19 protein-coding genes are annotated in these 19,248 nt (G+C 60.6%); 11 read left to right on the top strand and 8 right to left on the bottom strand.

What is annotated here, in order from left to right; translation table 11 throughout:
* Window positions 1–115: 115 nt before the first annotated feature.
* From CXK96_RS13575 to CXK96_RS13565, 3 genes are all read right to left on the bottom strand, one after another.
* Complete coding sequence (locus CXK96_RS13575; RefSeq protein ID WP_102836978.1) at window positions 116–1,411, bottom strand: NAD(P)/FAD-dependent oxidoreductase; 1,296 nt, start codon at window positions 1,409–1,411, stop codon at window positions 116–118.
* Window positions 1,412–1,471: 60 nt separating this feature from the next.
* Window positions 1,472–1,645: a DUF3094 family protein gene (locus CXK96_RS13570; protein ID WP_102836977.1), complete on the bottom strand. Its 174-nt coding sequence runs from the start codon at window positions 1,643–1,645 to the stop codon at window positions 1,472–1,474.
* A gap of 151 nt (window positions 1,646–1,796) precedes the next feature.
* On the bottom strand, window positions 1,797–4,088 hold the full coding sequence (locus CXK96_RS13565; protein WP_102836976.1) for a DUF1631 domain-containing protein: 2,292 nt from the start codon (window positions 4,086–4,088) through the stop codon (window positions 1,797–1,799).
* 330 nt (window positions 4,089–4,418) lie between these two features.
* Here CXK96_RS13565 and nadC point away from each other — a divergent pair, with 330 nt between their 5' ends.
* Window positions 4,419–5,267 carry a carboxylating nicotinate-nucleotide diphosphorylase gene (gene nadC / locus CXK96_RS13560; RefSeq protein WP_102836975.1) on the top strand — a complete coding sequence of 283 codons (849 nt, stop codon included), beginning with the start codon at window positions 4,419–4,421 and terminating at the stop codon, window positions 5,265–5,267.
* A gap of 38 nt (window positions 5,268–5,305) precedes the next feature.
* Here nadC and CXK96_RS13555 read toward each other — a convergent pair whose 3' ends face one another.
* The gene (locus CXK96_RS13555; protein ID WP_102837062.1) at window positions 5,306–5,737 is read right to left on the bottom strand and encodes a YhcB family protein; all 432 of its coding nucleotides are present in this window, start codon (window positions 5,735–5,737) and stop codon (window positions 5,306–5,308) included.
* Window positions 5,738–5,983: 246 nt separating this feature from the next.
* Between CXK96_RS13555 and CXK96_RS13550 the strand changes: the two genes are divergently transcribed.
* The 3 genes from CXK96_RS13550 to zapE all read left to right on the top strand — a co-directional run bounded on the left by CXK96_RS13550 (window position 5,984) and on the right by zapE (window position 9,258).
* Complete coding sequence (locus CXK96_RS13550) at window positions 5,984–6,613, top strand: alpha/beta hydrolase (protein ID WP_102836974.1); 630 nt, start codon at window positions 5,984–5,986, stop codon at window positions 6,611–6,613.
* A 37-nt stretch (window positions 6,614–6,650) separates the two neighbouring features.
* Entirely contained in the window at window positions 6,651–8,009 is a 1,359-nt protein-coding gene (locus CXK96_RS13545; RefSeq protein ID WP_102837061.1) for a tryptophan--tRNA ligase, read from the top strand.
* Window positions 8,010–8,163: 154 nt separating this feature from the next.
* Window positions 8,164–9,258: a cell division protein ZapE gene (zapE, locus tag CXK96_RS13540; protein ID WP_102837060.1), complete on the top strand. Its 1,095-nt coding sequence runs from the start codon at window positions 8,164–8,166 to the stop codon at window positions 9,256–9,258.
* Between the two features lie 64 nt (window positions 9,259–9,322).
* Here zapE and CXK96_RS13535 read toward each other — a convergent pair whose 3' ends face one another.
* Complete coding sequence (locus CXK96_RS13535; protein ID WP_102836973.1) at window positions 9,323–10,315, bottom strand: GlxA family transcriptional regulator; 993 nt, start codon at window positions 10,313–10,315, stop codon at window positions 9,323–9,325.
* Window positions 10,316–10,482: 167 nt separating this feature from the next.
* Here CXK96_RS13535 and nfi point away from each other — a divergent pair, with 167 nt between their 5' ends.
* From nfi to CXK96_RS13505, 6 genes are all read left to right on the top strand, one after another.
* Window positions 10,483–11,193, top strand: coding sequence for a deoxyribonuclease V (nfi, locus tag CXK96_RS13530; protein ID WP_102836972.1), 711 nt, complete (start codon window positions 10,483–10,485; stop codon window positions 11,191–11,193).
* Window positions 11,194–11,277: 84 nt separating this feature from the next.
* On the top strand, window positions 11,278–11,829 hold the full coding sequence (gene ampD, locus CXK96_RS13525) for a 1,6-anhydro-N-acetylmuramyl-L-alanine amidase AmpD (RefSeq protein ID WP_102836971.1): 552 nt from the start codon (window positions 11,278–11,280) through the stop codon (window positions 11,827–11,829).
* A 24-nt stretch (window positions 11,830–11,853) separates the two neighbouring features.
* A complete protein-coding gene (ampE, locus tag CXK96_RS13520) occupies window positions 11,854–12,690 on the top strand; it encodes a regulatory signaling modulator protein AmpE (protein WP_102836970.1) in 837 nt (278 codons plus the stop codon).
* Window positions 12,691–12,915: 225 nt separating this feature from the next.
* Window positions 12,916–14,946, top strand: a complete 2,031-nt coding sequence (locus CXK96_RS13515) for a methyl-accepting chemotaxis protein (protein ID WP_102836969.1) — start codon at window positions 12,916–12,918, stop codon at window positions 14,944–14,946.
* 95 nt (window positions 14,947–15,041) lie between these two features.
* The gene (locus tag CXK96_RS13510; RefSeq protein WP_102836968.1) at window positions 15,042–15,560 is read left to right on the top strand and encodes a DUF5872 domain-containing protein; all 519 of its coding nucleotides are present in this window, start codon (window positions 15,042–15,044) and stop codon (window positions 15,558–15,560) included.
* A complete protein-coding gene (locus CXK96_RS13505; protein ID WP_102836967.1) occupies window positions 15,557–15,925 on the top strand; it encodes a DUF3140 domain-containing protein in 369 nt (122 codons plus the stop codon). Before CXK96_RS13510 ends, CXK96_RS13505 begins: the two co-directional genes overlap by 4 nt.
* Window positions 15,926–15,987: 62 nt before the next feature.
* On the opposite strand, the gene CXK96_RS13500 is transcribed toward CXK96_RS13505, so the two are convergent.
* Genes CXK96_RS13500 through ada form a run of 3 tightly spaced genes read right to left on the bottom strand, consistent with a single transcriptional unit; the run spans window position 15,988 to window position 18,146 of the window.
* Window positions 15,988–16,770 carry a TatD family hydrolase gene (locus tag CXK96_RS13500; protein WP_180981525.1) on the bottom strand — a complete coding sequence of 261 codons (783 nt, stop codon included), beginning with the start codon at window positions 16,768–16,770 and terminating at the stop codon, window positions 15,988–15,990.
* A gap of 41 nt (window positions 16,771–16,811) precedes the next feature.
* Window positions 16,812–17,057 (bottom strand): hypothetical protein, encoded by a 246-nt coding sequence (locus tag CXK96_RS13495; protein ID WP_102836965.1) that lies wholly within the window; start codon window positions 17,055–17,057, stop codon window positions 16,812–16,814.
* Window positions 17,058–17,108: 51 nt separating this feature from the next.
* Window positions 17,109–18,146, bottom strand: a complete 1,038-nt coding sequence (ada, locus tag CXK96_RS13490; protein ID WP_102836964.1) for a bifunctional DNA-binding transcriptional regulator/O6-methylguanine-DNA methyltransferase Ada — start codon at window positions 18,144–18,146, stop codon at window positions 17,109–17,111.
* A gap of 158 nt (window positions 18,147–18,304) precedes the next feature.
* On the opposite strand from ada, the gene CXK96_RS13485 reads away from it, so the two are divergent.
* Window positions 18,305–19,195: a PA4780 family RIO1-like protein kinase gene (locus CXK96_RS13485; RefSeq protein ID WP_102836963.1), complete on the top strand. Its 891-nt coding sequence runs from the start codon at window positions 18,305–18,307 to the stop codon at window positions 19,193–19,195.
* Window positions 19,196–19,248 lie beyond the last annotated feature (53 nt).

Raw genomic sequence — 19,248 nt, 5'->3', positions numbered from 1 at the left:
CCCGGTTTTTTTTGCATTGAAGTTTATGTGCGTTTGTTCCGCTCGTCTCGCTAAAAATCTGTTCTCAGTGCCAGTGCCTCTCATGATCAGTTGGCGCTGGCACTGTCTGTGGAAGTTAATGCAACTTGAGGCGCGGCACTGTGCTGGTGCTGAGTTTGTCTCCGATCATCATCAGGCCGGTACGAGCGACGCCGTACAGTGCGATCTGGTGCATCCGATACAGGGACACATAGAACATCCGTGCCAGCCAGCCTTCCAGCATCACGTTGCCGGTGAGATTGCCCATCAGGTTGCCTACGGCAGAGAAGCTCGAGAGCGAGATCAGCGAGCCGTAATCGCGATAGCGGTAGGTGGGCAGGTCCTTGCCCTCAAGCCGCCGGGCGATCGATTTGGCGAGCAGTGACGCTTGCTGGTGCGCCGCCTGCGCTCGTGGGGGTACGTTGCGGTCACTGTCCGGTTGCGGACATGCAGCGCAATCGCCGAAGGCGAAGATGTTCTCGTCGCGAGTGGTCTGCAGGGTAGGAAGTACTTGCAGCTGGTTGATCCTGTTACTTTCCAGCCCGTCTATCTCTTTCAGAAAGCTTGGCGCCCTGATGCCTGCTGCCCAGACTTTTAATATGGCTGGGACGAAGTGGCCATCTTTGGTGTGCAGCCCTTCATCGGTCACTTCACTCACTGCGGCGTCAGTCAGTACGATGACGCCCAGGTCTCTCAGCGTCTGGTGCACTGGCTGGCTGATCCGTTCCGGCAACGCGGGCAGCACCCGCGGCCCTGCCTCAATAAGCGTGATGTGGACGTTTTCAGGTTTGATGCCATTCAGTCCGTAGGCGGCGAGCTCACGCGCGGCGTGGTGAAGCTCGGCGGCAAGCTCGACGCCAGTTGCGCCAGCGCCGACGATAGCCATGTTGATGGTGCCCTGGTGGCCTTCGCTGGCGTGGGCGCGCATGTAGTGGCTCAGCAGTAGGCGGTGAAAGCGCTCCGCTTGTTCTCGAGTGTCGAGAAAGATGCAATGCTCGGCGGCGCCCTTGGTGCCGAAGTCGTTGGTCGTGCTGCCAACTGCGATTACAAGCGTGTCGTAGCTCAGTGTGCGAGCCGGCACCAGTTCAACGCCGTGGTCGTCGAATGAGGCGGCAAGGTGAACGCATTTGCGCTCACGCTCCAGGCCGCTCATGCGGCCCATCTGGAATTCGAAATGGTTCCACTTTGCCTGCGCCACATAGTTGAGCTCGTCAGCCGACGAATTCAGCGAGCCTGCGGCCACTTCATGCAGCAAAGGTTTCCAGATGTGGGTCAGGTTGGCGTCAATCAATGTAATGCGGGCCTTGCCACGCTTGCCCAAGGTTCTACCCAGGCGGGTGGCAAGCTCCAGGCCGCCGGCGCCGCCGCCGACGATTACGATGCGATGTGTCATGGAATGAACTCATAAGGCTTTGCGGGATTCGGTTTGGCGCCTTGGTGGTGACCATGTTAGTCACAGGACCAGGCGACTCAGGAGGCGGCTCAGCAGGCCCAAGCCGAGCACCGTTACCAGGACCAGCACAAGGAGCAGCCAGGGGCGGAAGGGCCGGCGCTCGACTTGGTGCTGAGGTGCGCTGAGATAGTGGTCAACGCGCTCCTGGTCTTCGGGTTTTAGGCGGCTGGGCATACGCACCTCGAATGGGGGATGCAGGCATTCTAGCGGCGCAGGGGCAAAAGCCAAGCAGGACGATGCCTGGGCATTGGCTCTCGGTTGGCAAATTGACGGGGAGGGGAGAGCTACTGACTACAACACTAGGGTGGGGAGCAGCCCCTGGACCCTAGCGGCCGTTGTTGTTCTTCAGGCTCCGAAGATTGCCAATCACCGACTCAAGGGCGCGATCAAACAGCAACGCGTCGTTTAGCAGGCGTATGGCGCCGCGGCGGAACTCTATCGCCAGGCCCGTGCGGGTCTTTTCCAAGACTTTCATACCGGTGCGGTTGACGAAGATGTACTTGCCCGTGGGTTTGATCACCGCAGCAAGCTTGCAGCGGAGCTTGTGCTCTTCGTCTTCCTGGAACTCGACCCAGCTGCCGACTCTCAGGTTGTCGACCTGCGTCAGTGCTTCGTCGTTATCGTCCAGATCTATTTCCGGCTCATGTTCGCGGGTTTCGCCTGGGGCGAGGAGAACAATCTCCTCGTTGACCTCGATCATCGCCTGGTTTGCCGCCTGATTGGCGGATTCTTCGCGCGGTGGCAGCACAAGCTTCTGTTCGCTTGCGGCATCGCCCTGATCGAGCGATTCGGTGGCTGGTGCGGGATTGGTCGACTGGTTCAGTTGCTGCAATGTCTGCACATGCAGCGCTTCGAGACGAGTGAAAAAGTCGCTGGTGGAGAAAGGGTCGAACGCCGCGCTTACCAGGCCTTCTCGAAGGTTCTTGAGCAGGCTCGGAACCAGCTCCAGCAGCTGTGCGCGCGACTCGACGTCTTCGTGAGGGGCGACGCTCCAGATCAGGTCATCCATGGTCGCCAGCGCGGCCTGCCACTGTTCCGACTGGGTGCCATGCTTCAGGCAGGTCAGTAGCAGAACCTTGCTCCAGGCCTCTTGCAGCAGGCGAACAACCACCTCGGGTAGCGTTTTGCCAAGCAGGCGCTGATTGAGTGCGTGCTCAACCTCCTGGCGGGCCATTTCAGCCCTGGCGCGACCTTCCTCGGCGTCCCTCGTGCGCTGCTCCAGCAGTTCGCTCCGGCGTCGCTCGTCGCCTGTGAAAGCGAGGAAATCGGCGAGTAGTTCGGAGAAGATGGCAGGGTCATCGACGAAATCGTTCAGTAGCCGAGCCACAATCTGCTCGATCTTCTGATATAGGCCCTCACGCTGGACTTCGTCCTGATCGGCCCAGCCCATGGCGGCTGAGGCGATCTCGTTGAGCAGGCGTCGGGCTGGGTGGCTGCCGCGGCTGAAGAAGGTCTTGTCCAGAACCGCTACTTTCAGGACGGGGATCTGCAGCCTTGCGATCAGTGCCTTGAGCGAGTCGGGGAGGGTGCGGTCGTCGAGGATGAATTCGAACAGCATCGATACGAGGTTGATCACATCCTCATCGACTTCACCAACTACACGTGACTTGCCGCTCTTGGCGCTGACGCGGTGTAGCAGTTGCTCAAGCTGACCTTGGAGGTCGAATTCATCGACCTGCTGCGGGGCGCGCGACTGCAGATGAGAGAGTAGCCGCATCAGGTCGTTGCTGGAGATCGGGATGGCGTCGCTGGGCAGGTTGCGGGCAGGTAGCGCACTTCCGCGCAGTTCTGACAGCAAGGCTTGCAGGTTTCCGAATGCTTCCTGCACGCCGCTGTCGGCGTAAGTGGGTGCATCGCCAAGGCCTGTTCCGGGCCTCGAGGCGCTGCTTCCTGATGTGTTTGGGCGATTTGGCGAACGGCGCGGCTGAGCTGATTGCAGCTCCGGCAGGACGTTAGCGGCGACCAGCACCTGATTGGATTCGGCATAAAGCTGCTCAAGATCCGTCAGCACGTAGCGCTCGAACAGCTTGAGAATGATCAGCTTGACCTTGATCTCGACGCCCAGGCTTCGGCAGGCTTCGAGAAAGTACTCGCAGAGTTGCTGAGGACCCATTGGGTTGTTCTTGTCGTCGAGCTTCTTGCTCACCAGCACATTGATGCGGGTGGTGAGGTGGCTGAGTGACTGGCTGGTGCGACTCATCACCTTGGCAACCATGGTGTCGATCGCAACGGACTCTTCCAGTTCGTCGTTCTGCACCAGTGCCAGGTTTTCAAAGGAGGCTTCAGGCTCCGCCGGCTTGCCGATCTCGTATTGGTTAAGTTTGGAAAAAGACTCGAAAACCTGCTGCAGGAAGCTGCGCTCGATGCCGCGGCGCTTCATGCGCAGGTCCCGCATCGCTTCAAAAAAGGCGTTCTGTTCGGCGTTGCTCGTAGCGCGGTCCGCTATCTCGAAAAGCGAGTCGTCGGCATTGTCGAATAGCGTCTGCAGCGCCAGGCGCAGTTGCTGAGCGGCTTTGTCGCGCACACTGATGAGTGCGACAGGCAATCTGCCTGCCGCTGAAGTCTGCTTTTGCTCAGGGGCAGCCTTGAGGTGCACCACTTTCGCATCAGTTCGCATTGGAACGCTCCGGTCGCCTGCTTTCAAGGCGCTCAACAACACTTGTCAGGCCGCTGATAGTGAATAGCGGGCAACGGCTAGTAAAGTAGTGGCATATAGCCATTTCCATGGCGCCAATCTATCGTCTGATTATAGGCTTCTCGTTCGGCAATGAATTCCGAGTTTTGTCTTGGACATGATGCAGCTCACAGATGCTCACGGAAAACCTCTGAACTGCAAGAAGCCTTGCAGATTATAGGGATAAATCCATATTTTGCTGAGACGTTCCCCTTCCGCTGCGACAGGTCAAAGCTCGCCGTATACTTTCGCCCAATTTCATGGGAGCTCTTCGTGACCAATCTCACTCTTGCGGATCTTTCCGCCGAAATCGAATCCAACGTCCGCCGCGCACTGGCCGAAGACGTAGGCACCGGTGACATCACCGCGCAATTGATTCCTGCCGAGCGCCTCGCCCAGGCAAAGATCATCACGCGAGAGGCGGCTGTTATCAGTGGCATTGCATGGGTCGATGCCGTGTTCCGACAGCTGGATCCGCGGGTGGCGGTGCATTGGCGCGTGGTCGATGGTGAGCGAGTAGACGCAGATCGCGTGCTGTTCCATCTGGAGGGGCCTGCGCGCGCACTTCTCAGCGGCGAGCGTGCAGCGCTGAATTTTTTGCAGACGCTGTCGGGGGTTGCGACCCGTTGCCGACAGTATGCCGACCTGGTCGAAGGCACCGGCGTACGGCTGCTCGACACACGCAAGACTATTCCCGGGCTGCGTATGGCGCAGAAGTACGCCGTTACTTGTGGCGGTTGCCACAACCATCGGGTCGGTCTGTACGATGCTTTTCTGATCAAGGAAAACCACATCGCTGCCTGCGGCGGGATAGCAGAAGCCGTTGCGGCTGCGCATCGCATTGCTCCGGGAAAACCCGTAGAAGTCGAAGTAGAGAGCCTGGACGAGCTGGAGCAGGCGCTCCGTGCAGGAGCCGACGTCGTGATGCTTGATGAGCTGAGTCTGGCTGATATGCGCACCGCAGTAGGCATAACAGCGGGGCGGGCAAAGCTGGAGGCATCAGGAGGGATAGATGACGGCACACTGCGTGCAATTGCCGAGACCGGTGTTGACTATATTTCCATCGGCGCGTTGACCAAGCATGTGCGGGCGATTGACCTGTCCATGCGTCTGACGCAGTAGCGCAATAACGAGGCGGCACCGAGTGCCGCCGGTCAGCCTTAGTGTTTGCTTTTCAAACCGAAGTTTTCATGCAGCGTGCCCGGTACATCCGCGTCTTTGGGCGCGTAGTCCTTCGGCGGCTCGGTGAATGTCGGTGAACTGAGGCGCTCGCGATGGCTGTGGTTTTCCTCGCTGTGCAGCGCCGCGAGCAAGCGCTGGCGAGTCTGCTCGTCGAGAGCCAACTTGTCCGCACCTTCGGATAAGTGATCCTGCATGTCCTGATAGCTGTTGGTCAGCTTGCGCAACAAGCTGGCCGTGGTATTGAAATGGGTGACCACTTCGCTTTGATAGGTATCCAACCGCTCCTGCAGTTCGTCCACCTGACGTTGCGTGCTATTCGGTGCGCTGTTTCGCGCAATCAGGTAACCAATGACGATGCCGACGATCACGCCGACGATCGGGAGCAACCAGGTCGCGAAGGTCTGTTCCACGAATACTTCCTCTATATAAACGGCTGTGCTGTTCAGCGGCGAAACCTTGCGCTGGCGGTCGGGCAGGGCGACTGTCGGGCCGGGACGCAACTGCTTTTGCGCGGGCTGCACCGCCTGATGCGGTGGTTTTTCCACGGCTTGATACGTTAACGTCTCGTTCCTGCCCTGTATACCGCAACGCGATATGCGATCACTACGCAGGTGCAAGCAAGACGAGCCAACTAGCCCCAAGGTCACGGAGTTACCCTGTTGAAACGCGAAAACCCCATTTCCATAGAGGGACCGGCCGGCGCGCTGGAAGGATTGTATTTCGATCAGCCCGAAGCATGCGGACTGGCGTTGATCTGTCACCCCAATCCGGTCAAGGGAGGGACCATGCTGAACAAAGTGGTCTCGACCTTGCAGCGCACCGCCCGCGATGCCGGCTATGCAACGCTGCGTTTCAACTTTCGCGGTGTCGGTGGCAGCGCCGGCAGCCACGACATGAACATGGGCGAGGTTGAAGACGCCGAAGCCGCCTTGGTCTGGCTGCGGTCTCAGTATCCCGAGCTGCCGCTTACCCTGCTGGGCTTCTCTTTTGGAGGCTTCGTTGCGGCTGCGTTGGGCGGCCGCATCGAGGCGCGCGGCGAGTCGCTCGAGCGACTGTTCATGGTGGCGCCCGCTGTATCGCGGCTGTCAAACCTGCCACTGGCCGAGCGGTGTGCACTGACCATCATCCAGCCCGACGACGATGAAGTGATCGATCCAGCCACGGTGCATGCGTTCTCAGCCGAGCTTCAGCGCCCCCACGAGTTGTTGAAAGTGGCAGAATGCGGGCACTTTTTCCACGGCAAGCTGGTGGAACTCAAGGACCTGGTTGCGCCGCGGCTGGGCTGATTCCGGCCAGGCCGCGCTGACTGATCGAGAAGACCGAATGAAAACCCGAATCCTCACCGGTATCACTACCACGGGCACACCACACCTGGGCAACTATGCTGGCGCCATCCGGCCGGCCATCGTGGCCAGCCGCGAAGCCGATGCCGACTCGTTCTATTTCCTGGCGGACTACCATGCGCTGATCAAGTGTGACGATCCGCAACGGATCCAGCAGTCGCGTCTTGAGATCGCAGCCACCTGGCTGGCGAGTGGGCTGGATGCGGAGCGCGTAACCTTCTATCGCCAGTCGGACATCCCCGAGATTCCCGAGCTGACCTGGCTGCTGACCTGCGTCGCCGGCAAGGGCCTGTTGAACCGGGCGCACGCCTATAAGGCATCGGTGGACAAGAATGTCGAGAAGGGTGAAGACCCGGACGCAGGGATCACCATGGGTTTGTTCAGCTATCCGGTGCTGATGGCCGCAGACATCCTCATGTTCAACGCACACAAGGTCCCGGTCGGCCGCGATCAGATTCAGCATGTGGAAATGGCCCGGGATATTGGCCAGCGATTCAACCACCTGTTCGGCAACGGCAAGGAGCTATTTACCGCGCCCGAGGCGCTGATTGAAGAAAGCGTCGCAACTTTGCCAGGCCTCGATGGCCGCAAGATGTCGAAGAGCTATGACAACACCATCCCGTTGTTTGGCAGCGCCAAGCAGCTGAAAAGCACCATCGCTCGGATCGTTACCGACTCCCGGCTGCCTGGCGAGCCAAAGGATCCGGACGACTCCCACCTGTTTACTCTGTACCAGGCGTTTGCCACGCCGGCTCAGCTGGCCGAGTTCCGTGCCGAGTTGCTGGGCGGGCTTGCCTGGGGCGAAGCCAAGCAGCGGCTGTTCGAACTGCTGGATAACGAGCTGAGCGAGGCCCGTGAGCGTTACCACACGCTGATCGCGCGTCCTGGCGACCTGGAAGACATCCTTCAGGCTGGCGCTGCCAAGGCACGCAAGGTAGCGACGCCGTTCCTCGGGGAGTTGCGCGAGGCGGTCGGGCTGCGCAACTTCCGCAGCGATGTGACAAGTGCCGCGCCGGCAAAGAAGAAAAGTGGCAAGACTGCCCGCTTCGCCAGTTTCCGTGAGACTGACGGCAGCTTCCGTTTCCGCTTCTTCGCTGCGGATGGCGAGGAACTGTTGCTGTCCCGCGGATTCAGCGATCCCAAGGCCATTGGCGTCGTCGCGCAGCGCCTGGTCGCGCAAGGTGTTGACGCGCTGGAACTCCGTGCCGATGAAGACGATCAATTCAGTTTGTGGCTCGACGGCGAATGCCTTGCCGACAGCCCGAGCTACGCCGATGAGCAGTCGCTGGAAGCAGCCATGCTGCGCCTGCGCCAGGCTTTGGCAACATTGATGGCCTAATTGCCGGCAGTCACGCCGACCGGTCGCCGGTCGGCTGGATGCAGCCGGTACCCCGTTTTCACTCGAGGCTGAGCGCTTGAACGATCTGCGTAAATTGCCAACCACCGAGGGCGCGGCTAAAGTGTCGGCCCCGTTTCACTACCCAGACCCCGCCATGACCCCTCTTGAGCGCTATCAGGCAGACCTGAAACGTCCCGACTTCTTCCATGATGCAGCCCAGGAAACTGCGGTCCGTCATCTGCAGCGTCTATACGACGATCTGGTCGCAGACGACCGCACGAAGACCGGGCTGATGGGCAAGCTGTTCGGCAAGAAGCACCAGGAGCCTGTGAAAGGCCTGTATTTCTGGGGCGGCGTTGGCCGCGGCAAGACCTATCTGGTCGACACCTTCTTCGATGCGCTGCCATTCGAAGAGAAGACCCGTACGCACTTTCACCGCTTCATGAAGCGCGTGCACGAAGAGATGCGCACACTCAAAGGTGAGAAGAACCCGCTGACCATCATCGGCAAGCGCTTCGCTGACGAGTCGCGGGTGATCTGCTTTGACGAATTCTTTGTCTCGGACATCACTGACGCGATGATTCTCGCGACACTGCTCGAAGAACTCTTCAAGAACGGTGTCAGCCTGGTCGCGACGTCCAACATTGTGCCAGACGGTCTCTACAAGGATGGTCTGCAGCGTGCGCGCTTCCTGCCAGCGATCGAGCTGCTGAAAAAGCACACCGAGATCGTCAACGTCGACAGCGGCATCGACTATCGTCTGCGCGCGCTGGAGCAGGCTGAGCTCTATCACTTCCCGCTCGACGCCGAAGCCGAGCAGAGCCTGGAGAAGAGCTTCCGCAGCCTGTTGCCCGAGCAGTGCCGCATTCAGGAAAACGAAGCGCTGATGATAGAGAACCGCGAGATTGTCGCGCGTAAGGTTGCCAGCGGCGTGGCCTGGTTCGAGTTCCGCGAACTGTGCGACGGTCCGCGAAGCCAGAACGACTACATCGAGCTGGGCAAGATCTTCGATGCAGTGCTGGTTTCCAACATCGAGCGGATGGACGTCTCCAAGGACGACATGGCCCGCCGCTTCATCAACATGGTCGATGAGTTCTACGACCGCAACGTCAAGTTGATCCTCTCCGCCGAGGTCGAGCTCAAGGATTTGTATGCCGGTGGGCGCCTGGAGTTCGAGTTCCAGCGCACGCTGAGCCGCCTGCTGGAAATGCAGTCGCACGAATACCTGGCGCGCCCACATAAGCCCTGATCTCGTCAGGCGACACGAACGGCAAGTCTGCGCCCTGGCGTGACTTGCCGTTTGTGTTTATGGCTCAAGCGATTTTGTGGCGGTACTGCTGCCGGTACTGATTTGGTGACAGTTCGGTGTGCTGGCGGAACAGTCGGGCAAAGAAGCTTGCATCGTCGTAACCCACTTCGTAGCTGATCGTCTTGATGCTCTTGCGGGTGGTGGAGAGCAGGGTTTTTGCCGTTTCGATGCGCAAGCGCTGAAGGTAGTGAAGTGGCTTGTCGCCGGTCGCTGTCTGGAACCGTCGCATGAAGTTGCGAATGCTCATGCCGTGATCCCGCGCCACGTCTTCGAAGCGAAATTTCTCCGCAAAATGCTCCTCAAGCCATTCCTGGATCTGCAGAACGCGGGTGTCCAGATGCAGCTTCTGCCCGCCAAAACCAATTCTGCCCGGGCTGTAGTTGCGCCGAACCTCGAACAGGATGTCTCGCGCCATACCTTGAGCGATATGTGCGCCGCAATAGCGCTCGACCAGATGGATGTACAGATCGCAGGCCGAGGTGGTGCCCCCCGCACAGTAGAGATTGTCGCTGTCGGTCAGATGCTTTTCCTGGGTAAACAGCACGCGCGGAAAGCGCTCCACAAATTCCTGAGCGAAGCGCCAGTGAGTGGTGCTCTCGCGGCCGTCGAGTAGCCCCGCCGCAGCCATCCAGAAGGCCCCGCTGGCCTCACCGCAGATCGCGCTGCCCGCCGCATGCCGCTCCTGTAACCATTGGGACACCTGTGGATAGCGTTGGCTGATGGCGTCGAAGTCGCCCCAGAACGCTGGCAGAATCACGGCGTCTGCGTCATCCAGGGCGCCGTCCACTTCAATGCGTGGGCCGCTGAATGTATTGACCGCAAGACCGTCCGGGCTGACCAGTGAGGTCTCGAAGGCGGGGTTGAGGTCGAGCCCCAGCTGCTTGCCATAACGCAGGCTGGCCATGTGAAAGAAGTCTTTGGCATGCAGCAGGGTGGATGCGAACACTCCGTCTGTAGCCAGAATGCTGATGCGTTTAAGGGGGTGGTCGGTGAGCATGCGAGATCAGGCTGTTCCATTGTTATTGTTTGGGACAAAGCAGGGTAAAACTGCCGCAGTCCGGCGGGAGCGTCTTATTTTTTTGCCTGACTGTCCAGTCCCAATCATGGATGGATCGTGGAACCGTACCTTCGGTTGACCGTCTGAACAGGCAGAAGAGGGCCACCATGACTGCACACACACCGCAAACACGTGCCGAATTCTGCGGCTGGGATGGAAGCACCAGTGCAGCGCGCGAGATCCAGAATCAGCTGGCGAAGAAGGTTGTTTTGACCGATGACTTCGGTCCTCTAAAGCTGATCGCCGGCGTCGATGTCGGCTTCGAGGATGGCGGCAAGATCACCCGTGCCGCGGTCGTTCTCCTCGATGCCGAAACCCTCGAGCCATTGGGCCACGCACTGGCAAGAGTTCCGACGTGCATGCCCTACATACCGGGGCTGCTGTCGTTTCGCGAGCTGCCTGCCGTGCTGCAGGCGCTCGACTCCCTTGATCAGACGCCCGATCTGATCTTTTCCGATGGGCATGGCATCGCGCATCCGCGGGGTCTTGGCATTGCTGCTCATCTAGGGGTGGTTACCGGCCTGCCGACCATCGGCGTGGCGAAAAAAATCCTCACCGGGCTTCATCAGCCGCTCGGCGAGCAGCGCGGCGATAAGGTCGACCTGCTGGACAAAGCAGGAAAGGTGATCGGCACGGTTTTACGCAGCAAGGATAAGGTTCGCCCTCTGATCATTTCGCCGGGCAACAGGGTCAGCCTGGAAAGCGCCCCGCAATTGGTCATGCGTTACGTCACCCGCTATCGACTGCCTGAGCCGACGCGCCTGGCCGATCGTCTGGCCTCGCGCCGTGATGAGAAGCGCGTGGCCGTCAGTAAGTGATGGATCCGGAATAGCCTGGCCGCTTGCAGCGGGGCAGCTGCAGGCGCTAGCCTGCAGGCCTTCGTTCAGCCAGGTTTCGCCGCGATGCAGTTGGATCATGCGACAGGATGGTGCCGAGGCATTCGCCATTGCCCTTCGCCCAACTTCAACCTGCGTCCGGACGGCGAGATTTCGCTGCTGGTCATTCACAACATCAGTCTGCCACCGGGCCAGTTCGGAACCGGAAAAGTCCAGCAATTCTTCCAGAACTGCCTGCCCTGTGACGAGCACCCCTTCTTTGAAGAAATAGCGAACCTGCAGGTATCAGCGCACTTCCTGATCGAACGTGACGGCGCGATTACCCAATTCGTCTCCTGCCTTGATCGCGCATGGCACGCCGGTGTGTCGTGCTTCGGTGATCGGCAAAGCTGCAACGATTTCTCCCTTGGTATCGAGCTGGAGGGCACCGACGAAATGCCGTTCAGCGAAGCCCAGTACGACAGCCTGACTTCTCTGTGTCGTCTGCTTCAGCAAGCCTATCCGGCAATCACGCCGGAGCGGGTTTGTGGCCATAGCGATATCGCGCCGGGTCGCAAGACCGACCCCGGCCCCGCATTTGACTGGCAGCGTTTGCGCACCGCTTCGATCGTGGCGTGAAACTGCCCTGACAGGATTCGACAGATGATTTTTCTCGTAGTGTTCTTGGCGCTGGTCATCGATAAGCTCACCGATTGGCGGCGTGTAGTACAGGAAGACGGGCCTTGGCTGCGCTTGCTGGGGCGGGTCGAGGGCGGTGCGGGGACGGCTTATGGGCCATGGCTGAGCCTGTTCTTTCTGGTGCTGCTGCCTGCTCTGTTGCTCGGCATGCTGTTGCTGGCGCTTGAACCGCTCGCCTATGGCTGGCTAAGCCTGCCTCTGCACTTGCTGGTGTTGCTCTACAGCCTGGGTCGCGGTCAGGGCAAACGTGAGCTCGGGCCGTTCCGCGATGCCTGGCGTCGTGGCGATGACGAAGCCGCTGCGCTGGTCGCCGAACGTGATTTGGGGCTCAGCGCGACGGATGCTCCGGGCCTGCTGCGTGCTGTGGAAGCACAACTGCTTTGGCGCAGCCATCAAGGCTTTTTTGCGGTGATCTTCTGGTACGTGCTGCTCGGTCCCGTCGCGGCGCTCGCCTATCGGCTGTTGGCGTTGACCATGGATCACGCGAAGGCCGAGGCCGTACGCGAGCGGGCCAGCCAGTTCAGGCATGCCTTCGACTGGCTGCCGGTGCGGGTTCTGCTTGCCAGCTTCGGCTTGGTCGGCAATTTCGTCGCTGCCAATCGCGCCATGCTTGAGGACTTGTTGCACTGGGGCGTGCCAGCGCCACAGTTACTGGCCAAGGTCGGTCCCGTGGCGGCCGACCTTGAAGAGTCTTACGCGGGGCAGGCGGGCATCCTGAGGCTCGACAGCCTTGCCGCCTTGCTGGTGCGTGCTCGCATCCTCTGGTATGCGGCAATCGCGCTGTGGATTCTCTTTCTCTGACGCGTCGATAACGCCCAGCGTGAGCTGCGGACGCCCTGCATAAGTGTGGTGGATATGCCGGAATCGGCGTGTCTTCTGCCAGTTGCCGGGGTGTCACTCTGCCATTACCTTAAGTTACACAAGCCCCGTCCGATATCCCGTATAAGTTTTCTCGCACCATTCTCTGACGAGCCCTGCCGCAGCCTCGACGCTGACGGCAATACAACAAAAATTGGGAGACGTCTTTTGAAAAGTCTGTTGTATCCGGCTATCGCCCTGATGAACCGTCTGAGCTTCGGCATGAAGTTCAGCCTGATCAGCGTTCTCTTTTTCGTCCCCATGCTGTTGACCAACTTCTATCTGGTGCGCGACTCGTACCAAGAGTTTGTAGGCACTCGCACTGAACTGCGCAGCCTGGAGCTACTGGGCACGGCGTTGCAGCTGCGCCGGGAAATGGAAGACTGGAAAGATCTGGTCGAGATCGAAGGCATCATCGGCCAGACCGGTGAAGTGCAGGCGTTGGTAACGCGCCTGGCCAATGCCGAACGAGAACTTTCCGCCCGGATGCAGAACCTGACGCCGGTCAGCGACAACCCCGAGCAGGTCGCCGAATTCACCCAGCGTCGAGATGAACTGGACGCCGCGCTGCGTGAAGCGCAGTCGCAGCAGTCGCTGCAGGCCAAGGCGGCGATGGCCCGTGCGTTGCTGGGCAAGGCCCAGGTAATGATCAAGCTGATCGCCAGCCAGTCGGGCTTGAGCCAGGACAGTCAGCGCGATGTACGGCTGCTCTCCGAGCTGCTGACCTCGGCGACGCCATCCATCACCGCTGCCCTCGGTGAAGGTCGGGCGGTGGGCTCCTATACCTTTGGCCAGGGTTACCTGAACTCCGATGCCAGCAACAAACTGGACGACCTCTTGCTCGAGCTGGAGAAGCAGCAGGCTCAATACGCTGCCCAGCTACAGGATGTGCTGGGCAGCAGCCCTGCCGCGCAGCGCCAACTGGATGCTCAGGCGACGGCCAGCCGAAACTCGCTGCAGTCGAGCAGCGACATCTTCCAGGACCAGGTAATCATGGCTGAAGCCCTGGATCAGCCCTGGGATAAATTCTACGACCTGATCAGCGCCGAGATGGCGAAGACCTATGCGCTCAATGACGCCATCCTCAGCTTTCTCGATGATGAGCTCGAGCAGCGCCTCGAGCAGAAGCAACTGCTGATGGTGCTGCTGCTGACCGCACTGGCGTTGGTCTTTGTGCTCGTCGTTTACCTCTACAGCGCGTTCTACATATCAACTCGTGCGTCGTTGCGCAGCCTCGGCGCGACCATGGATAAAGTGGCTGCCGGCGACATGACGGCACGCTTCAAGGTGCAGAGCCGCGACGAACTCGGTGAGCTGGGCCAGGTTTTCAACGAGACCGTTTCGAAGATCCGTGAACTCATCGAGCGCGTCGGGCACACGGTGGGCGAGGTGGAGCGTCAGGCTTCGCGCGTCGAGACTGTTTCCGGCGAGAGCAACCAGACGGTGTCCGAGCAGCGCGGGCAGATCGAGCAGGTTGCCACGGCAATGAACGAGATGTCAGCGACTGCGCAGGAAGTAGCCACCAGCGCCGAAGCCGCAGTGGGCAGCGCGCAAAGCGTCAACGACGAAACCGTCAGCGGTCGCACCCTTGTCGAGGCGCAGGTGAGCGGCATTGGTCTACTGGCCGCCGAGATCGAACAATCGGTCACTGTGATCAACCAGCTGGCAAGCGATAGCAAAGCCATCAGTCAGGTACTGGATGTCATCAAGGGCGTGGCAGAACAGACCAACCTGCTGGCGCTCAATGCCGCAATCGAGGCTGCGCGCGCAGGTGAGCAGGGCCGCGGCTTCGCTGTTGTGGCCGATGAAGTGCGCAGCCTGGCCAAGCGCACTCAGCAGTCCACCGAAGAAATCGAGCAGATGATTGGCCGCCTGCAGGGCGGGGTCGGCGCGGCGGTCAAAACCATGCACTCCAGCCATTCGATGGCAGAAGAGACCGTAAGCCAGTCGGCACAGGTTCAGCAGGCGCTCGAGAATATCCTTGGCGCCGTCGGTGTCATCGTCGACCAGAACCAGCAGATCGCCGCGGCCGCGGAGCAACAGACCGCTGTCGCCCATGACATCGACCGCAACATTGTCGCGATCAATGAGGCTGGGCAGCGCACCGCCGAAGGCGCAGGCCATACCGAGCAGGCGAGTCGCGAACTCACCGAATTGGTTGGCCGCCTGCAGCAATTGATCGGCGCGTTCCGCGTCTGATCCTCTCTCCGTTCGGCGCTTAGCCGCTCATCGGCGTTGTTGAACAGCGCCTCCTGCGCCCGGGTCTGCCGAACAGGCAAACCCGGGAGTGCGTCATGTCCAGCACCGCAAAGAAAACCGATCCGAAGCTATGGGAGCAGGTGAAGCGGGAAGTCACCGACGGCGACAAGGGCGGCGAGCCTGGCCAGTGGTCGGCGCGCAAGGCCCAGTACGCCGTGCAGGAATACAAGAAGCGCGGCGGCGGCTATGAGGGCAAGAAAACCGCCGACAACCACTTGCGCGAGTGGACCCGCGAAGACTGGGATACCAAATCCGGAAAGCCGTCCGGGGAAACCGGCGAGCGCTATTTGCCCAAGAAGGCTCGCGAGTCAATCAGCGACGACGAATACGCCCGAACGACGCAAAAGAAACGAGCCGATAGCCGTCGCGGGCAGCAACACTCCAGCCAGCCAGCCGATGTGGCGCGCAAGACCAGCCGCGGGCAGGAGCCCGCACTTAGCGGGCTGAACAAGACCGAGCTGGTGCGCCGCGCTGCTCAGCGCGGCATTCGTGGACGATCAACGATGAAGAAAGACGAGTTGGTTGCGGCGCTCAAGCGCGAGGGCGAGCAATGAACGAGCTGAGTGACGCGGCCAAGCGAGACGTTCGCGATGAATTCCATCGGATGGTCAATATGTCGCCAGCCCAGCTCCGCGATTGGCTTGAGAGCGAGACCAGCCGCAGCGTTGGCATGACTTCTGGTGGAGAAAAAGTCGCCGCCCCGGATGATGGCGAGGCGGTAGGGCACGCCATGGGTGAGCGTATCCTCGCGCTCAAGGCAAAGCGGCAGGCTGAACTGGGCGAGGACGATTACCAGGCCATGCGCAAGGTTATCGGTTATGTCCACCGGCACCTTGCTCAGCGTCCCAAGGCGGACATTCGCGACAGCCGCTGGCGTCATTCGCTGATGAACTGGGGACACGACCCGCTAGAAGACTGATTAGCTGTCTGGATCGGAGCCCAGCGCTTGCCAGCTTTCTGCCCTCGGCTTCGGTCAGCCGATTAGCGGTTCCAGCCAAACAAGTCGCAGCTGTTGCGGTAACTGGCGTCTGCCAATTCCTCAGGGCTGATGCCGCGCAGCTCCGCCAGCTCGCGACAGATGTCCGGAAGGAATTCGGGACTGTTGCGCTGGCCGGCGTGGCTGTGGGGGGTGATGTCCGGGGCGTCGGTTTCCAGCACGATGCTTTCGAGCGGCAACTGTTGCAGCACCCGATGCATTCGATGCGCCTGGGGCCAGGTTCCCGCGCCGCCCAGTCCAAGTTTGTAACCCAGCTTGATGTATTCGCGGGCTTCTTCCCAGCTGCCGCTGAATGCGTGCGCGATGCCGGTGCGCTTGAGCTTGTAACGCTTAAGGGTGGCGATCATCTGCGCATGAGCGCGGCGGACATGCAGCAGCACCGGCAGCTCGAACGCGTTGGCTAGCTCGAGCTGCGCTTCAAGTAGCTGTTGCTGCCGGTCCTTGTCCGGGTCTTCGATGTAATAGTCGAGGCCGATTTCCCCGATTGCGCAGAGCTTGTCCTCGCCGCGCAGGCGTTGAAGCCAACCGCGCAGCGCGCCGATGTGTTCTGGCCGGTGGTCCCGTAAGAACACGGGATGCAGCCCCAGCGCGGCATATACGGCCGGCTCATCCAGCGCCATCTGCCAGACCCTGTCCCAGTTCGCTTGATGCACACCGAGCACCAGGACCCGCTCGACACCTGCGCTGGCGCAGCGGGCCAGTACCTCTCCGCGGTCGGCATCGAAGGGGTCGAAGTCGAGGTGGGTGTGGGTGTCGATCAGGGGCACGGCAGTCATCTCCTTGTTTTAGCAGTTTGCAGCGGCGTGATTCAGCGGTGCGCTTCTTCTTCGATCTGGATGTCGCTGACGCCCAGCTCGGCCATCCGGCTGTGCTCGCTGGCGCGTTCCGGGATTTCCCAAGGCGCGTCGACGCTGGCGCGCGGCTCTTTGACGTGGTGCAACAAGATTTCCAGTTCAGCCTGCTCTAGTGCAGGCGCTTCGAAGGCGCTCAACGTCAGGGACGCCGGCTCGCCATTGATCAGGTAATGGATGCGGTAGCGCTTCAGTTCGGTCATGGCTGGTCTCTCTTGCGGTGGCATGTACTGCATGCGACCGCTGAAACCTCGTCAGGCTCCCGATTCATCACGCTCTGATTCAAGCAGGGCGGCCTTGCGCTCGACACCCCAGCGGTAGCCGGTCAGTGCCTGGTTGGCACCGACCACGCGATGACAGGGCACCAAGAGCCCGACCGGATTGCTGGCGCAAGCACGGGCCACGGCGCGCGCATGGCTGCCAAGGTTCGCGGCCAACTCACCGTAAAGGCGAGTCTCACCAGGCGGAATGCCTTGCAATGCCTGCCAGACCCGTTGCTGGAAGGCGCTGCCACGCAGGTCCAGCGGTAGTTGGGCAGCTCGGCTCGGCTCCTTCAGCTGAGCGACAATTGCCTTCAGCCATTCGCCGAGCCCGGCCTGATCAGGCACCAGCTCCGCCGCCGCGAAACGTGACTGCAGATCGTCGAGTAGCGCTTCTTGTTCATCGCCGAACAGCAGGGCACAGATGCCCTTGTCGCTGGCAGCCACCAGCAGCAGGCCCAACGGACAGGCGCTCGTGGCGTAGCGCAGGGTCTCTCCGGCGCCTTTACGTCGGCGCTTAGCCGGGCTGAGTGCTGCCGTGTGCTGATAGACACCACGCGTGCTGCCGTAGCCAGCGTCCAGTGCGGCACCGAGCACTGATTCGGCGTCCGGCAGCTGCATCTCAAGCCGCTCGCGTCGGCGCGCTGTGGCCCAGGCGCGCGGCGTCAGGCCAGTTCGTGCTTTGAAGGCACGAGCCAGGTGCGAGGAGGACAGACCGATGCGGCCGGCCAGCTGATCCAGAGTCATCGGCTCAGGACTTTCATCCAGCAGCCGGCAGGCCGCCACCACCAGCTCGTCGAGCTGCTCAGCAAGACTCTTGCCCTTGGGGGAGCAGCGTCGGCAAGCCCGGAAACCCGCGGCCTCGGCCTCGTGGTTGTGTCTGAAGAAACTGACACCTTCCCGCTTGGGGCGACGCGCCGGGCAGCTGGGGCGGCAGAAAATATGGGTCGAGTGCACGGCAAACACGAAGCGCCCATCGAAGCTTGGATCGCGATTGCAGAGCGCTTGCCAGCAGTGGTCGAAATCGAGCATTGGGAGGCTCCGTGGGTGAAGGATTACGATTGTCCGCCCTGGCCGATCCCTATGCCAATCCACAGTGCGCTTTCAAACTTGCGGGCGAACATGGAAGCCCGTTCGCGATTGCCGTAACCTGCAGATCTGCATAGCCAAAAAGGGTCTGTAAGCCGCTGATGAAAACGCCAAAACGACTCGAGCCGTTGGTCGAGGATGGGCTGATCGACGAAGTGTTGCGCCCGCTGATGAGCGGCAAGGAAGCAGCGGTTTATGTAGTGCGCTGTGGTGACGAGCTGCGTTGCGCCAAGGTCTACAAGGAGGCCAACAACCGCAGCTTTCGCCAAGCCGTCAAGTATCAGGAGGGTCGCAAGGTCCGTAGCAGCCGCGATGCGAGGGCCATGGCCAAGGGTTCCAAGCACGGGCGCAAGGAAAAAGAGGAAAACTGGCAGAACGCTGAAGTGGCCGCCTTGTTCAGGTTGGCAGACGCTGGCGTGCGCGTGCCTAAACCGTACGACTTCCTCGATGGCGTGCTTCTGATGGAGATGATCTCAGGCGAAGACGGCGATGCCGCGCCGCGTCTGAACGACGTTGATCTTCACCCCGACGATGCACGGGAATTTCATGCCTTCATGATTGGCGAAGTGGTGAAGATGCTCTGCGCCGGCCTGGTGCATGGCGACTTGTCCGAATTCAACGTGCTGCTCGACGAACATGGCCCGGTCATCATTGACCTGCCACAGGCGGTAGATGCGGCGGGCAACAACCACGCCTTTGAAATGCTCGAACGGGACGTTGGCAACATGTCGGCCTATTTCGGCCAGTTTGCGCCCGAGCTCAAATTCACCCGCTACGCCAAGGAAATGTGGGCGCTGTACGAGGACGGCAAGCTGACGCCGGAGTCCGAGCTGACCGGTGAGTTTGCCGAGCCGGAAGATGCCGCGGACCTAGACGCTGTGATGCGGGAGATCAAGGCGACCCTGGCCGACCAGGCGCGTAAGGAAGCCTTGCGTAACGCAACGGATGAGCCCAGCGATGAGCCGCCGACACCGCCATGGATGCGTAACTGAACGGTGAGCGATGGTGTGCGGGCCGTCTCTTCGGGTGGCTTGCCAAGGAGACT

The organism is Stutzerimonas stutzeri (genome assembly GCF_002890895.1).
GTDB lineage: Bacteria > Pseudomonadota > Gammaproteobacteria > Pseudomonadales > Pseudomonadaceae > Stutzerimonas > Stutzerimonas stutzeri_AB.
This window is presented reverse-complemented; position numbering and strand designations above follow the sequence as displayed.

What these genes read in the sequence shown, in the direction of transcription:
- CXK96_RS13575 (WP_102836978.1), bottom strand. Translation starts at nt 1,411, where the DNA reads ATGACACATCGCATCGTAATCGTCGGCGGCGGCGCCGGCGGCCTGGAG.
- CXK96_RS13570 (WP_102836977.1), bottom strand. Translation starts at nt 1,645, where the DNA reads ATGCCCAGCCGCCTAAAACCCGAAGACCAGGAGCGCGTTGACCACTAT.
- CXK96_RS13565 (WP_102836976.1), bottom strand. Translation starts at nt 4,088, where the DNA reads ATGCGAACTGATGCGAAAGTGGTGCACCTCAAGGCTGCCCCTGAGCAA.
- CXK96_RS13545 (WP_102837061.1), top strand. Translation starts at nt 6,651, where the DNA reads ATGAAAACCCGAATCCTCACCGGTATCACTACCACGGGCACACCACAC.
- zapE (WP_102837060.1), top strand. Translation starts at nt 8,164, where the DNA reads ATGACCCCTCTTGAGCGCTATCAGGCAGACCTGAAACGTCCCGACTTC.
- CXK96_RS13535 (WP_102836973.1), bottom strand. Translation starts at nt 10,315, where the DNA reads ATGCTCACCGACCACCCCCTTAAACGCATCAGCATTCTGGCTACAGAC.
- nfi (WP_102836972.1), top strand. Translation starts at nt 10,483, where the DNA reads ATGACTGCACACACACCGCAAACACGTGCCGAATTCTGCGGCTGGGAT.
- ampD (WP_102836971.1), top strand. Translation starts at nt 11,278, where the DNA reads ATGCAGTTGGATCATGCGACAGGATGGTGCCGAGGCATTCGCCATTGC.
- ampE (WP_102836970.1), top strand. Translation starts at nt 11,854, where the DNA reads ATGATTTTTCTCGTAGTGTTCTTGGCGCTGGTCATCGATAAGCTCACC.
- CXK96_RS13510 (WP_102836968.1), top strand. Translation starts at nt 15,042, where the DNA reads ATGTCCAGCACCGCAAAGAAAACCGATCCGAAGCTATGGGAGCAGGTG.
- CXK96_RS13505 (WP_102836967.1), top strand. Translation starts at nt 15,557, where the DNA reads ATGAACGAGCTGAGTGACGCGGCCAAGCGAGACGTTCGCGATGAATTC.
- CXK96_RS13495 (WP_102836965.1), bottom strand. Translation starts at nt 17,057, where the DNA reads ATGACCGAACTGAAGCGCTACCGCATCCATTACCTGATCAATGGCGAG.
- ada (WP_102836964.1), bottom strand. Translation starts at nt 18,146, where the DNA reads ATGCTCGATTTCGACCACTGCTGGCAAGCGCTCTGCAATCGCGATCCA.
- CXK96_RS13485 (WP_102836963.1), top strand. Translation starts at nt 18,305, where the DNA reads ATGAAAACGCCAAAACGACTCGAGCCGTTGGTCGAGGATGGGCTGATC.